At 69.5% G+C, this 12,795-nt stretch carries 10 protein-coding genes and 2 pseudogenes; 3 read left to right on the top strand and 9 right to left on the bottom strand.

What is annotated here, in order from left to right; translation table 11 throughout:
• Positions 1-288: 288 nt before the first annotated feature.
• Positions 289-1,218 (top strand): annotated as a pseudogene (locus ACZ4V1_RS35490) (IS5 family transposase).
• Here ACZ4V1_RS35490 and ACZ4V1_RS35485 read toward each other — a convergent pair.
• Complete coding sequence (locus ACZ4V1_RS35485) at positions 1,199-2,086, bottom strand: alpha/beta hydrolase (protein ID WP_468345179.1); 888 nt, start codon at positions 2,084-2,086, stop codon at positions 1,199-1,201. The pseudogene ACZ4V1_RS35490 and the gene ACZ4V1_RS35485 overlap by 20 nt on opposite strands.
• Before the next feature lie 147 nt (positions 2,087-2,233).
• Between ACZ4V1_RS35485 and ACZ4V1_RS35480 the strand changes: the two genes are divergently transcribed.
• Complete coding sequence (locus tag ACZ4V1_RS35480) at positions 2,234-3,097, top strand: helix-turn-helix domain-containing protein (RefSeq protein WP_468345176.1); 864 nt, start codon at positions 2,234-2,236, stop codon at positions 3,095-3,097.
• Between the two features lie 156 nt (positions 3,098-3,253).
• Here the strand turns inward: ACZ4V1_RS35480 and ACZ4V1_RS35475 are convergent.
• From ACZ4V1_RS35475 to ACZ4V1_RS35445, 7 genes and pseudogenes are all read right to left on the bottom strand, one after another.
• A pseudogene (locus ACZ4V1_RS35475) lies at positions 3,254-3,488 on the bottom strand (IS5/IS1182 family transposase); the annotation flags it as partial.
• A gap of 49 nt (positions 3,489-3,537) precedes the next feature.
• Positions 3,538-4,308, bottom strand: a complete 771-nt coding sequence (locus ACZ4V1_RS35470; protein WP_468345173.1) for a glucose 1-dehydrogenase — start codon at positions 4,306-4,308, stop codon at positions 3,538-3,540.
• 234 nt (positions 4,309-4,542) lie between these two features.
• Positions 4,543-5,208: an SDR family NAD(P)-dependent oxidoreductase gene (locus ACZ4V1_RS35465; RefSeq protein WP_468345170.1), complete on the bottom strand. Its 666-nt coding sequence runs from the start codon at positions 5,206-5,208 to the stop codon at positions 4,543-4,545.
• Positions 5,209-5,473: 265 nt separating this feature from the next.
• Positions 5,474-6,517, bottom strand: a complete 1,044-nt coding sequence (locus ACZ4V1_RS35460) for a zinc-binding dehydrogenase (protein WP_468345167.1) — start codon at positions 6,515-6,517, stop codon at positions 5,474-5,476.
• Between the two features lie 243 nt (positions 6,518-6,760).
• Positions 6,761-7,837 carry a PQQ-dependent sugar dehydrogenase gene (locus ACZ4V1_RS35455; RefSeq protein WP_468345164.1) on the bottom strand — a complete coding sequence of 359 codons (1,077 nt, stop codon included), beginning with the start codon at positions 7,835-7,837 and terminating at the stop codon, positions 6,761-6,763.
• 216 nt (positions 7,838-8,053) lie between these two features.
• Positions 8,054-9,178, bottom strand: coding sequence for an alpha/beta hydrolase (locus ACZ4V1_RS35450; RefSeq protein WP_468345161.1), 1,125 nt, complete (start codon positions 9,176-9,178; stop codon positions 8,054-8,056).
• Positions 9,179-9,452: 274 nt separating this feature from the next.
• Entirely contained in the window at positions 9,453-10,691 is a 1,239-nt protein-coding gene (locus ACZ4V1_RS35445) for an MFS transporter (RefSeq protein ID WP_468345182.1), read from the bottom strand.
• 142 nt (positions 10,692-10,833) lie between these two features.
• Between ACZ4V1_RS35445 and ACZ4V1_RS35440 the strand changes: the two genes are divergently transcribed.
• Complete coding sequence (locus tag ACZ4V1_RS35440) at positions 10,834-11,739, top strand: helix-turn-helix transcriptional regulator (protein WP_468345158.1); 906 nt, start codon at positions 10,834-10,836, stop codon at positions 11,737-11,739.
• A 201-nt stretch (positions 11,740-11,940) separates the two neighbouring features.
• On the opposite strand, the gene ACZ4V1_RS35435 is transcribed toward ACZ4V1_RS35440, so the two are convergent.
• Complete coding sequence (locus ACZ4V1_RS35435; RefSeq protein WP_468345156.1) at positions 11,941-12,330, bottom strand: HAD-IA family hydrolase; 390 nt, start codon at positions 12,328-12,330, stop codon at positions 11,941-11,943.
• Positions 12,331-12,795 lie beyond the last annotated feature (465 nt).

Raw genomic sequence — 12,795 nt, 5'->3', positions numbered from 1 at the left:
GCCACTCGCTACGACAAGACCCGCGAGTCCTACCAAGCCGCCGTCACCATCGCCTCAATCCTGCTCTGGATCTGACCTTTGAAGACGATCTCTAGTGCCCACAGGTGTCCTGCTCGCCGTCGCCGCAGGCTTCTTGGTGGTCGGCGCGGCTATCACACGGGCAATCACCCTCAGAAGGGCATGAGCCCTGCGACCGTGTGCCTGAACCGGCGCACGCCAGGTTGGAAAAGACTCAGTGTCTAGGCCGTGTGTCGAAAGTAGATCTTGGGTTGTGAATGATCACGGTTCATGGGGCGGGGAGATCTCACGGACGAGCAGTGGGCTGTGCTGGAGCCGTTGTTGCCGAAGGGCACGAAGGCGGGCCGACCGCCGGTCTGGCCCCGTCGGCGGTTGATCGACGGCATACGGTTTCGGGTCCGGACTGGTGTGCCGTGGCGGGATGTGCCCGTCGAGTACGGTCCGTGGGGCCGGGTCTACGACCTGTCCGTCGGTGGCAGCGTAACGGCACCTGGTACCGGATCCTGACCCGACTGCAGTCCCTGGCCGACACGAAGGGGGCGATCACGTGGGATCTGGGCGTCGACTCCACGGTGAGCCGCGCCCATCAGCACGCGGCCGGGGCCCGCAAGCACGGTGACCAGCAGAAGGAAAGGCCGGGCGGTGTGTTCGCCGAGCCTGATGATCACGGGCTGGGACGCTCACGAGGCGGGTTCACCACCAAGCTGCACCTGGCCGTCGAACAAGGCCAGAAGCCCATGGCGATCGTGATCACGGCCGGGCAGCGCGGCGACTCGCCGCAGTTCGAACCGGTGCTGGAGAAGGTCCGCGTGCCCCGCATCGGGCCGGCCACGTGTCCGCCCTAACCGCGTGCGGGCCGACAGGGCGTACGCCTCCCGCAAGAACCGCACCTACCTGCGGCGCCGAGGAATCCGATGCACCATCCCCGACAAGGCTGACCAGGCACGCAACCGGCAGCAGCTCGGCTCCCGCGGCGGCCGGCCTCCGCGTTTCGACCCGGCCGACTACCGCGAGCGCCATGCGGTCGAGTGCGGGATCAACCGTCTCAAGCGACATCGCGCCGTCGCCACGAGATACGACAAGCTTGCCGTTCGCTATGAGGCCGCCGTGCTGGTCGCGGCCATCGGAGAGTGGCTGCGACCAGCACCCTCCCGCCCCTTGCCCACACAGGCTCACCGACTCAGGCGAGGTGCTTGCTGAAGAACTCGACCAGCTTGGCGACGGCAGGAGTCACGTACTCGTCGCGGTCGTACAGGTCGACGTGGGTGGCGCCGTCGACAAGGAACAGCTCGGCGTTGCCGGGGCTGTCGGCGACGGCCTTCTCGGAGAACCCACGGGTCACCGCATCGGTGCCAGCGATCATGAGCAGCGGGCGAGGCGCGATCTTGGCGACGTCTGCGAAGGAGTCGAACTGGTCGAGGAGGTCCGCGCTGCGCACGACCAGATCGCCCGTGGAGCGCGGGTGCATGCCGCGGGGCGTCTTGTAGTAGTCGACGAACTCGGCCGTCGGGGCGGGGGTGTCGGCGTCGACCCTCTCCGGCAGCACGGCGAACGTCGCCGCGGGCTCGCCGGCGGCCTCGGCGCTGCGGAGGTTCCCGGAGCTCGCCACCATCTGCTGCCAGCCCTCAGGGTCGGCGCCGCGGAAGAAGCTGGGAACGTCCGTCCCGGACACACCGGCCACAGCCTTCATCCGGTGGTCGGTCTGGGCGGCGTAGGGCACGTAGGCGCCCGAGCCGCACACGCCCATCACACCGATGCGGTCGGAGTCGATCTCGGGGCGGGTGGTGAGGTAGGAGACCGCCGCACGGAAGTCCTCGGCACGCTGGAAGGGGTCCTCCAGACCGCGGGGCATGCCCTCGGAATCGCCCTGGAAGGCGGCGTCGAAGGTCAGGACGGCGAATCCCTCCTTGACCAGGCGGGTCGCGTACGCCGCCGGCGCCTGCTCCTTGACTCCAGTCGTGGGGTGGCCGACGACGATGCCGGCGAGCGGGCCGTCGACACCGTCGGGGAGGTAGAGGTGGCCGGCGAGCTGCAGGCCGTTGGTCGGGAAGCGGACGTCAGTCCTCATGTTCTGCTCCTGCGGGATCGTGGGTGGCCGGCGATCTGCGGGCCTGTATCCACTGTCCGGCCGATGACCTGGCGCAGGAAGGTCGCATTGCTTCCTAGGAAGGATTCTTCCCAGGCAGAGGCTTCTCCCCGGTGCCATGCTGAAGGAATGACTGGTTCCGCGCATCTTCGTGAGCTCGGTGAGTTCCTCAAGCACCGCCGTGGCGAGCTCACACCCGCGCAGGTGGGGCTTCCCGAGCGCGCGCACACCCAGCGCCGAGTGCAAGGACTGCGCCGCGAGGAGGTGGCCGAGCTCGCCGCGATCAGCACCGACTACTACGTACGCATCGAACAGGGACGGCTTGCACCGTCACCGCCGGTGCTCGACACCCTCGCGCGGGAGCTGCGGCTGGACGGCGACCAGAGGACGTACGCGGAAGGACTGGTCGCCCAGGCCGCGCGGGCCGGGCACCGCAAGACGCCGCGTCGGTCCGCCCGCCCCAAAGCGCACCCGCACCTGACCCGGCTACTCGCCCAGCTCACCGGCACACCCGCCATCGTCTTCGGCCCGCGACTCGACATCCTCGCGTGGAACCCGCTGGTGGCGGAGCTGCTGTGCGACTTCGCAGCCGTGCCCGAGCCCGAGCGCAACTACGTCCGCATGGTCTTCACCGACCCGGTGATGCGCGACATCTACCCGGACTGGGAGGACGTGGCCCGCACCTGCGTCGAGGTCCTGCGCATGGAGGCCGGAACGAACCCGACCGACCCGGCCCTCACCGCCCTCGTGGGCGAGCTGGCCGTCGCCGACCAGCATTTCCGGGCCTGGTGGGCCGAGCACCGCGTCGCGCACCAGGACTTCGGCAGCAAACGCATCGCGCACTCCACCGTCGGCGAACTCACCCTCGACTGGGACACCTTCCGCTACGCCGGTGCCCCCGAACAGCAGCTCGTGCTCTGGTCAGCCAATCCTGGCACTCCAGACGCGGAACGACTGGCCGATCTGGCCCGCGGCACGGCCCAGAGCCCGTGACCTTCCTGAGCATCACTGCAACTGAAACGTCCGAGGAGCAGTGGGCCATCACCACTTTCGACACACGGCCTACTGTAAGAAGTCATCTCATTTGGCGAGTCGGCGGTAGCAGATGAGGATGCCCGGATAGCCGCCGTGGGCGGACATCATGGTCTAGTCGACGGCGGCCTTCGCGCCGAACTCCTCCCACACCTTGCTGTCGTTGCGGTTGACGGGCAAGGGTCGGCCGACTGGCACGATGAGCCGGGCGTCGGCGTCAACCTGGTGGTTGGTGGAGTAGCGGTAGTTCTCGGACTGCTCGGCGACGGGTGTGGTCGCAGGTGGGAATCAGGGTGCCGTCCACGATGAGCACGGTGTTCTTGCGGAACCGCTTGCGGGGCTGCAGAGCGAGCGACCGGCGCACGGTGCCTTGCGGCGAAACTGTTACTGCTGCGTTGATGTCAGGTGGTCTGTCCACCGTCGACGACGAGGGCAGTCCCGGTGGTGAAGGCACCGCCGTCGGAGCAGAGCCACAGGACGGCGGAGGCGATTTCCTCGGGCTTGCCGAGGCGGCCGATTGGTTCGTCGGCGATGAGTCCTTCGCGTCCGCCGGGGCGGGTGTCGCCGAAGCGGCGGATCATCTCGGTGTCGATGATGCCGGGGCAGATGGCGTTGATGCGGACGCCTGCGGACGCGTAGTCCAGGGCGGCGGATTTGCTGAGGCCGATGACGCCGTGTTTGGCGGCGGCGTAGGCGGCCTGGCCCTTGAAGCCCTTGACTCCGGCTCCGGAGGAGGCGTTGACGATGGCGCCGCCGCCTTGTTGGACCATGTGGGGGATCTGGGCCTTGAGGCACAGGAAGACGCCGGTGAGGCTGACTCCGATGATGCGGTCCCAGTCGTCCTTGGAGATCTCGGTGGCGGGCCCCACGGGCTGCTCGATGCCCGCGTTATTGAAGGCGGCGTCGAGGCGGCCGAACTCCTCGACGGTCCTGTCCACTGCTGCCTGTACGTCGTGCTCGCTGGTGACGTCGCAGGTCAGGGTAAGGGCGCGATGCCCTCCTGCGGCGTGGATGAGGCGTGCGGATTCCTCAAGGCCGTCGGCGGAGCGGTCGGCCAGCGCCACGTGTGCACCGGCGCGGGCAAAGGCGAGCGCGGTGGCCCGGCCGATACCGGAAGCGGCTCCGGTCACGAAGGCCACCTTGCCGTCGTATCCCCTGGGGATCGCGTTCATCTGATCTGTCCTTCCTTGTCGGGTGGCCGGGCGGTGTCGCGTGGACGACGGGCAGCGGGCGCGGTCGCCTTCACTGAAGCAGGACCCGTAACTTGTTGCCAGGTGGAGCAGGATTCACCGGGTGGCTCTACCGGCGTCCGGTGTCGGGTTCGGCTCTGGCACCGTTGCCTGGTGTGTTTGGGGGCGCCGGTGTTCGTACTGTCGGGGTGACCGGTCTGAGCCGGGGGGGGGCGGTCAGGTCGGCATCGGTTCGGCGTAGTGGCGGAAGCCTTCGCGTTCCTGGTGGAGGGTGTAGAGGCGGTGGGCCAGGGCGGTGGGGCTGGAGTGCTCGGATTCTGGCTGGATCGCTCCGGGGACGATGAGCTGGGCGATGTGGATGTTCTCGCGGGCGAGGGCCTGGTGGAGCATGGCCGCGTAGGCGCTTTCGGCGGCGAAGGCGATGGAGGTGCCGGCCACGTTGGAGTTGGGGCGTACGGCGCTGCCGCCGTTGACGAAGAGCACAGTGCCGCGGCCCAGCTCGCGCATTCCCGGTAGCACGGTGTTGACGCTGGCCAGGGGGCCCTTGAGGGAGAAGGCGAGCGGGGCGTCCAGATCGGTGGGGCTGGTGTCGAGGACCGGCTTCATGAAGTCGCTGCGGGGCACGGGGCTGTACTGGAGGATTTCGATCGGCCCGAGTACGGCGGCTGCTTCTTCGAGAGCGCTGGTCAGGGAGTCGGCATCGAGGGCGTCGGCCGTGAAGCCGCGGGCGGTGATGTTCTCCCCGGCCAGTTCGGCGCGCAGGTTGTCCTGGTGCTGGGGGCTGCGGGAGATCAGGGCGATGCTGTGTCCGGCGGCGCCGAAGCGGCGGGCGGTGGCCAGACCGAGTCCGGGGCCTGCGCCGATCAGGGCGAGCGTGGTCATGGTGGGTCTTCTTCCGGTGTCGGTGGCTGCGCCTGGCTTCCGATGTGCACAGGCGGCTTTGTCACGGATCGAGATGGCTGTGCAGCGCTGTGGGGGCCGGTGTTCCGCCGAGTGACACCCGCCGTCCCGCGCCGTGGCGTGGGCACGGGCCTGTGTCCGGCAGCGGTCGGACTGTTACTTCCCGGCGGACGCCTTGGCCCGGGTGGCGGACTTCAGTGGGCGAAGCCGCCCCGGTCCACTGCTGCGGCCTGCCGTGGGCGGTGCGTCAGAGCCTGAGGAGGACTTTGAGGGCCTTGCGGTCGGCCATGTCCTGGTAGCCGGCCGGGATGCCGTCGAGGCCGGTGGTGACATCGAAGACGCGGCCCGGGTTGATGGTGCCGTCGAGGATGGCGGGCATCAGTTCCTCGATGTAGGCACGGGTGGGGGCGGGTCCGCCGGCCAGACGGATGTTGCGGCCGAAGAGGCTGTCGAACCCGACCGGGGCCTGCTCGTACTGCGGGACACCGACCCGACTGATCACTCCGCCGGGGCGGACGATGCCGACGGCCTGTTCGTAGGCGGGCATCGCGCCGACGCATTCCAGGACCACATGGGTGCCCTGCCCGCCGGTGAGGTCGCGCACCGCCTCGATGCCCTCCTCGCCGCGGGCGGAGACGATGTCGGTGGCGCCGAAGTCCCGGCCCAGGTCGGTGCGCGCCCGGTGGCGGCCCATGAGGATGATCTTCTCCGCGCCCAGGGGCCTGGCCGACAGGACTCCCAGGAGTCCGACGGCGCCGTCCCCGACGACGGTGACGCTGGTGCGTTCGCTGACCCCGCCCGCGACGGCGGCGTGGTGGCCGGTGCCGAAGACGTCCGAAAGGGTGAGGAGAGAGGACATGAGGGCGGAATCGGCGGCGACGGGGAGCTTGACGAGCGTGCCGTCGGCGAGCGGGACGCGGGTGGCTTCGGCCTGGCCGCCCTCTTCCGGCATCCCGTCCCAGAACCCCGCGTCAGGGTTCTCGCAGGAGGTGTGCAGGCCCTCGCGGCAGAAGACGCAGGTGTTGTCGGAGATGGCGAACGGCGCGACGACCAGGTCGCCCCGCTTGACGGTGGTGACCTCAGACCCGGTGTCCTCGACGATGCCGATGAACTCGTGGCCCATCCGCACCGGCCCGTCGGCCGCCGGCATCGAACCGTAGGGCCACAGGTCGCTGCCACAGATACAGGAGGCGGTGATACGGAGCAGGGCGTCGGTGGGTTCCCTGATGACCGAGTCGGGGACGTCCTCGACCCGGACGACGCCGGCTTCGTACATGAGGGCTGCACGCATGAGTCGCTTCTCCTGTCAGATGATGGGGGTCAAATCGGGCGAGGTGTGCCCGTGGCGGGTGCCGGCGGCCGCGGTCTGCTCACCGTCCCGTGTGGCCAGGTTCGGCTGTGATCGCGTCTGCGGCATCCGCCGAGCTCGGTACCGGCCGGGTGGGTGACAACGTCCCGATGCCGGGCGGGAGGGGGAGCGCCGGTGTCGTGTTCGGGCGGTGGGGTCGCCGAGCACTCCCGCTTTCCTCGTTGTTCAGTTCGGTTCGAACCGCAGGATGCGGTCGTCGCCCGGGCGGGGGTCGCCGCGTCCGTCGGTGTTGTTCGTGAGCACCCAGAGTGTGCCGTCGGGGGCGAGCACGGAATCGCGCAGTCGTCCGTACTCGCCGCTCAGGTGCTCCGTGGCGGTGGTGGGGTCGCTCAGCGGCACCTGGCGCAGCACGGTGCCTCGCAGGTTCGCGATCCAGAGGCTGTCGTCGGCGACGGTGATGCCGCTGGGACTGGCTTCGGCGGGTTTCCACTGCTGGACGGGGTCGATGAATCCGTCCTGATCGACGGCGCCTTCCGCGTCGGGCCAGCCGTAGTTCCCGCCGGCCTCGATGACGTTGAGTTCGTCCCAGTCGTCCTCGCCGAACTCGCTGGAGTACAGGGTGCCGTCCTTCGCCCACGCCAGGCCCTGGGGGTTGCGGTGGCCGTAGCTGTAGACGTAGGAGTCGTCGAACGGGTTGTCCTCGGGGACCTGGCCGTCCGGAGTCATCCGCAGGATCTTGCCCGAGAGCGCGTCGAGGTCCTGCGCGTTGTCCGGCGAGTAGACGTCGCCGACGGTCGCGTAGAGCATCCCGTCCGGACCGAAGGCGATGCGTCCACCGCCGTGCCAGTTCGCCACCGGAAGCCCGCCCAGGACCGTTTCCGCTTTCCCGAGGGCCAGCGAGCCGGGTTCCCCGCGGAGCGTGTGGCGCTGGATGCGGTTCTCGTCGTCGGCGGTGGAGTAGACGTAGAGGTCATCGCCCCGCACGGCGAGGCCGAGCAGCCCGGCCTCGCCCCCGGCGCTCACCCCGTCGATGACGCCGACCTCACGGGTGTCGCCGTCGGCGGTGGCTTCGAGGACACGCGCGGAGTCCCGCTCGCTGATCAAGGCGGTCTCTCCGTGGAACGCGATCGACCACGGGGCTTCCAGTCCCTCGGCGATCACTGTCGGCTCGCCCGGTTCGGCCTCTCGCCCGGCGGACGACGCCGACGGGGAGCGTTCCGCCGTGGGGCCGGCGGTGCAGGCGGTGAGCACGATCAGTGCGGCGGCTCCGGTAAACGCGAGGGAGCGTCGTTTCGGGCGCATCCGTGTCCTCTTTCATCGGGTGGTCTCGGCTCCCGGCGTGCTGAGCGGTGCTCCGGTTCGTCGGCGTCGCGTGCGGGGTGAGCGCTCCGGTGCCGGCGACGGCGGCCTTGGGTCGAGCGTCCCGTCGCCGGTGCGGAGGGCCGCTCGGGCCGGGTGCGGAGGGCCGCTCGGGCCGGGGCCGGCAGGCCGGTAGGGGCCGGCCTGCCGGGGCTTGTGTCAGGCGAGGTTCTTGGTGAAGAACGCGTCGAGCTTGTCGAAGGGGATGAGGTCCGTGCGGTCGTACAGGTCGACGTGGTCCGCGCCCGGGACGATCACGAGGTCGATGCTGTCGGGGGCCGTCTTCTGGACGTCCTGGGAGTAGTAGAGGGAGTGTGCGTCGGCACCGGCCACCAGGAGGGCCTTGCGGGGTGCCAGCAGGTCGATGTTCGTCATCTGCCGGAACGCGAAGAAGGACATCGGTGTGGTCGCGGTCCAGGCGGTGGTGGAGTTGATCGAGCGGGGGTGGTAGCCGCGCTCGGTGCGGTAGTAGTCGAAGAAGCTCTTCGTGACCGGGTCGGCGTCCGCCGGGAGAGTCTTGGGCAGGACGCGGTTCGATGGGGCGACGTCACCGTTCTCGTCGAAGGGGACCTCGTGGGATCCCCGCGCGAAGGCGCCTTTCTCGGCATCGGTCCACCGCTGGCGGCTGACGTAGTCCACCACCTTCTGGCGCTGCTCACGCGTGTAGGAGTCCTCATGGCCGCGGGAGATGCTGCGCGACATGTCGTACATCGAGGCCGTGGCGACCGCCTTGATACGGCTGTCCGCAGCCGCCGCGGTGAGCGCCATACCGCTCAGCCCGCAGACGGCCTGGACGCCGATCCGCTCGCGGTCGACCGTCTTTTGCAGGCCGAGGAAGTCGACGGCCGCGCTGAAGTCCTCGGTGAAGATGTCGGGCGAGGCCACGTCGCGCACCGTGCCGCCGCTCTCCCCGGTGAAGGAAGGGTCGAAGGCCAGGGCGACGTATCCGCGGCGGGCGAACTCGTTCGCGTAGAGCCCCGAGGACTGCTCCTTGACGGCGCCGAACGGGCCGCTGAGCACCAGGCCGGGCAGCCTGCCCCTGGCGTTCTTGGGAACATAGAGGTCCGCGGCGACCGTGATGCCATAGCGATTCTTGAACCGTACCGGGGTCCTGCGGACGTTCTGGTCCAGAGCGAAGGTGTAACGGCCCTTGGCCGCGGCCTTTCCCTGTCCTGCACCACCCGTGGCGCGGCCGGCCTCCGCGCCGAAGGCGGGCAGAGCCGTGAAGGACGCGGCGGCGACGCCGCCACCGGTGATCAGTCCGAGCGCTTTGCGACGTTCCATGGAAGGGACCTCATATTCGATCGGTGGATGAAGGAGGGTGCGGCAGTCGGCGGTGACCCCGCGGTTCCAGAAGACCGCTTTCGCGCCCGGTGTGACAGGTCGGGCTTGTGGGGGGTACAAACACAACCCCCCAATATGGCCGGGTGATGCGTCGGGGCACGCCGCGCAAGGGCTACCGTCCGGCGACCGAAAGGGGCGGTCGAGCAGGTCGACGGCGCTGCACGCCGACGGTGCACTACACCCCCGGCTGGGGCCACCGGCCGGGTGGCGCGTCCTAGACGGCTGCTGCCGTGCGGCGGCGCTGACCCAGCGCGATGAGGAGGGTGGGGACCAGGGTGAGGGCGGCGATGACGGTGCCGACCACCGCGGGGCCGGTGGTCCCGAGGGGCGAGTCGAGGGTGAGGCCGGCGGCCCAGGTGCTGATGGCGGTGCCGAGGTTGAACGCCGAGACGGTCAATGCGGAGGCGAGGGTGGGTGCCTGTTGGGCGAAGCGGACCGCCAGGGCCATCAGCACCGGGTTGGCGCCCAGACCGAAGAACCCCAGCAGCGCGACCAGGATGACGGTGGGCGCGGCATAGCCGGCCAGCAGGGAGATCGTCAGCAGCAGAAGGGCGGCTCCGGCGGGGGCCACGAGGGTGACGGTGTGCGGGCGGGAGTCGCCGAGGCGGCCTCCGACGAGCGAGCCGGCCAGGGCGCCGAGTCCGAAGCCGACCAGGACCAGGGGCACGATCCCGGACGGGATCCCGGACCGGTCGGTCAGCAGCGGGGCGATGTAGGAGTACGCGGCCAGGACGCCGCCGGTCGTGGTGGCGCAGGCCGCCAGCACCAGCCATACACGCCCCGAGCGCAGGGCGGTGAGCTCGGAGCGCACCGACACCGTCTGACGGGCCGGCCCGTCGTGGGCGACCGTACGGGCGATCAGCACCATGGCGGCGAGGGAGAGGACGGCGAGGGCCCAGAAGGGGCCGCGCCAGCCCATGAGCTGCCCGGCGAACGCGCCCAGCGGCACCCCGACGACGTTGGCGAGCATCGCGCCCGCGCCGACGAGGCCGAGGGCGCGCGAGGCGGCGGCGGGACCGGCGGCGTTCGCGGCGGCCACGTTGGCCACCGCCCAGAACGCCCCGGTAGCGATCGCGGTCAGGAACCGCGCCCCGAGGATCACCGTGAAGTCCGAGCCGAGGGCGACGATGACGTGTCCGACGGCGAAGACACCCAGGGCGAGCATCAGGGTGAGCCGCTTGGGCAGCCGCAGGGTGAGCATCGCCATCAGCGGTGCGCCGATGATCATGCCGACCGCGAAGACGGTGATCATCAGGCCGGTCCGGGCCACGCTCACGTTCAGATCGCCCGCGATCTCGGGCAGCAGGCCGGCCACGACGAACTCGGTCGTGCCCATCAGGAACGTGCCGAGCGCCAGAATGTGGACGACCAGCGGCAGCCGGGACGGCGGCGGTGTCCGCTCTGCCGGTTCGGACCGGACCTCGGCGGGAGCCTGGAGGGTCCCTCCTCGCATACTCACGGTGTATCTCCCATAGGGGTGGTGATCGGGGTGCGTCATCCAGGAGACCGGCGGCCCCGCTCTTGAGGAAGGTCGTCTTTATGGGGGGTACAACCTCGACCTCCCTCCCCGGGCGTCGATGGCTACCGTGGTAGGCATGGACGAGCAGCACGATCACCGCACCGAGATCCGGGACTTCCTCGCCAGCCGGCGCGCGAAGATCACCCCGGAGCAGGCCGGGCTGCCCACCAGCGGCCGGCGCCGGGTGCCGGGCCTGCGGCGCGAGGAGGTCGCCGTCCTCGCCGGGGTGAGCACCGAGTGGTACACCCGCCTGGAGAAGGGCCACATCAGCGGCGTCTCCGAAGACGTCCTCGCCGCGGTCGCCCAGGCCCTTCAGCTCGACGAGGACGAGCGCACCTACCTCTTCGACCTGGCCCGCGCCGCTCGCCCCGCACGCCGCACCCCCTCACGCCGCCGCGACGTCACCGTCCCGCCCCGCATCCACTGGCTCCTGGACACCATCACCATGTCCGCCGCCTTCGTCCGCAACGGCCGCCTCGACGTCATCGCCCACAACGCCCTCGCCCGCGCCCTGCACGCCCCCATGTTCGACAGCCCCACCACCGACAAGCGCGACCGCCCCAACTTCGCCCGCTACCACTTCCTCGACGACACCTCCCGCGACTTCTTCGTCGACTGGGAATCAGGCGCCGCCGCCACCGTCGCCCTGCTGCGCTCCGAGGCCGGCCGCGAACCGCACGACCGGACCCTGCGCGAACTGATCGGCGAACTCTCCACCCTCAGCCACGACTTCCGCACCCTGTGGGCCGCCCACGACGTCCGCATCCGCCACGAGGGCACCAAACGCCTCCAGCACCCCGCCGTCGGCGAACTGGAACTCACCTACCAGTCCGTGGACCTGCCCGTCTCCCAGCGAGCCGTCCATGACCTGAGCCTCTACACCGCCGAACCCGGAAGCACCTCCGAAGAACGCCTCAAGCTCCTTGCCAGCCTGGCCGCCACCCGCACCCCGGCTCCAGAACCCTCCGACCAACCACGCTGAGGAAACCGCGAGGGCCACGGTCCCACCCGGCCCCGAGGAAGGTGGAACCCCGCCTACAGTAAGAGGGCGACATCTGGCACTTATAAGGCGAGGGTGCGCGACGACTATCGCCGGTGTCGGTGTCCATCTGGGTTCAGGTGCTCGTCCCGCACCGGGTTCGGTTTCGGCGCGGTCGTCCTATCAGGTGTGGGAAGCGGCCGATTACCTGGTCAGCTCCCCCAGGCCGAGCCGTTGTTGAAGTTGCTCAATCGTCCGGTTAGGGTCCGCAGCCAGGATGGTGGTCATGCCGAGGGTACGTGCGGGTTGGAGATTGGCTTCGATGTCGTCCACGAAGATGCACGCCTCCCCACGGATGCCGAGGCGCATGAGAACGAGCTGGTAGATCTCTGTGTCGGGCTTGCGCATGCGGACTTCTTCGGACAGCACGACCACGTCGTGAGTCGCACGAAGGCGCCACGGTTCGTACGGGTTGAAGGGGCGGATGCCCATGCTGTTGGACAGCACCGCCGTTTTGAGCCCGGTCGCCCGGATGGCCCTAGCGGCGTCGACCATGGCTGGTTCGGGCTTGAGCGTGGCGAGCGCTCGGCGCATGAGATCCGTGCCGTCGATGCCCAGCAGGGCGGCGATGCCCTTGTTCCAGGTCTCCTGGGTGATGTCGCCGCGTTCGAGTTCGGCGTACAGGCGGCGCCCGGTGGGATGGACGGTGATGGCGTGGAGGTATGCGTCTTCGGGCAGTCCGCATTCCAGCGAGAAGTTGCGGGCGCAGTCGTCAAGGTTGGTGGTGAGGCAGGGCCCCGGCGAGTGCCTGGATCATCCCGGTCTGGGGTGTTGATCTCGGTGGTGGGCCCCGGAAGCAGGTGAACACGGCACCTGTGGATCATGGACTTCTCTACGCTGCAAGATCCACGAGGGTGCCGTGTTCGTTCCTCCATCACCCCCTGTCGCTGTCTCCGTGCCTCATGCCACCTACCTGCACGAACGCGGTGCCCACTACCTGCTGACCATCAAGAACAACCAGCGCGGCCAGGCCCGTCAGCTCCATGCCCTGCCCTGGAA

The organism is Streptomyces sp. NPDC028991, from assembly GCF_055564775.1.
Note: the sequence above shows the minus strand (reverse complement) of the source record. Positions and strands in the feature narration are given on the sequence as shown.

Excerpts from the sequence above, each read along its gene's own strand:
- ACZ4V1_RS35480 (WP_468345176.1), top strand. The coding sequence starts at position 2,234 with ATGACTGGTTCCGCGCATCTTCGTGAGCTCGGTGAGTTCCTCAAGCAC.
- ACZ4V1_RS35470 (WP_468345173.1), bottom strand. The coding sequence starts at position 4,308 with ATGAACGCGATCCCCAGGGGATACGACGGCAAGGTGGCCTTCGTGACC.
- ACZ4V1_RS35485 (WP_468345179.1), bottom strand. The coding sequence starts at position 2,086 with ATGAGGACTGACGTCCGCTTCCCGACCAACGGCCTGCAGCTCGCCGGC.
- ACZ4V1_RS35460 (WP_468345167.1), bottom strand. The coding sequence starts at position 6,517 with ATGCGTGCAGCCCTCATGTACGAAGCCGGCGTCGTCCGGGTCGAGGAC.
- ACZ4V1_RS35440 (WP_468345158.1), top strand. The coding sequence starts at position 10,834 with ATGGACGAGCAGCACGATCACCGCACCGAGATCCGGGACTTCCTCGCC.
- ACZ4V1_RS35455 (WP_468345164.1), bottom strand. The coding sequence starts at position 7,837 with ATGCGCCCGAAACGACGCTCCCTCGCGTTTACCGGAGCCGCCGCACTG.
- ACZ4V1_RS35450 (WP_468345161.1), bottom strand. The coding sequence starts at position 9,178 with ATGGAACGTCGCAAAGCGCTCGGACTGATCACCGGTGGCGGCGTCGCC.
- ACZ4V1_RS35435 (WP_468345156.1), bottom strand. The coding sequence starts at position 12,330 with ATGCGCCGAGCGCTCGCCACGCTCAAGCCCGAACCAGCCATGGTCGAC.
- ACZ4V1_RS35465 (WP_468345170.1), bottom strand. The coding sequence starts at position 5,208 with ATGACCACGCTCGCCCTGATCGGCGCAGGCCCCGGACTCGGTCTGGCC.
- ACZ4V1_RS35445 (WP_468345182.1), bottom strand. The coding sequence starts at position 10,691 with ATGCGAGGAGGGACCCTCCAGGCTCCCGCCGAGGTCCGGTCCGAACCG.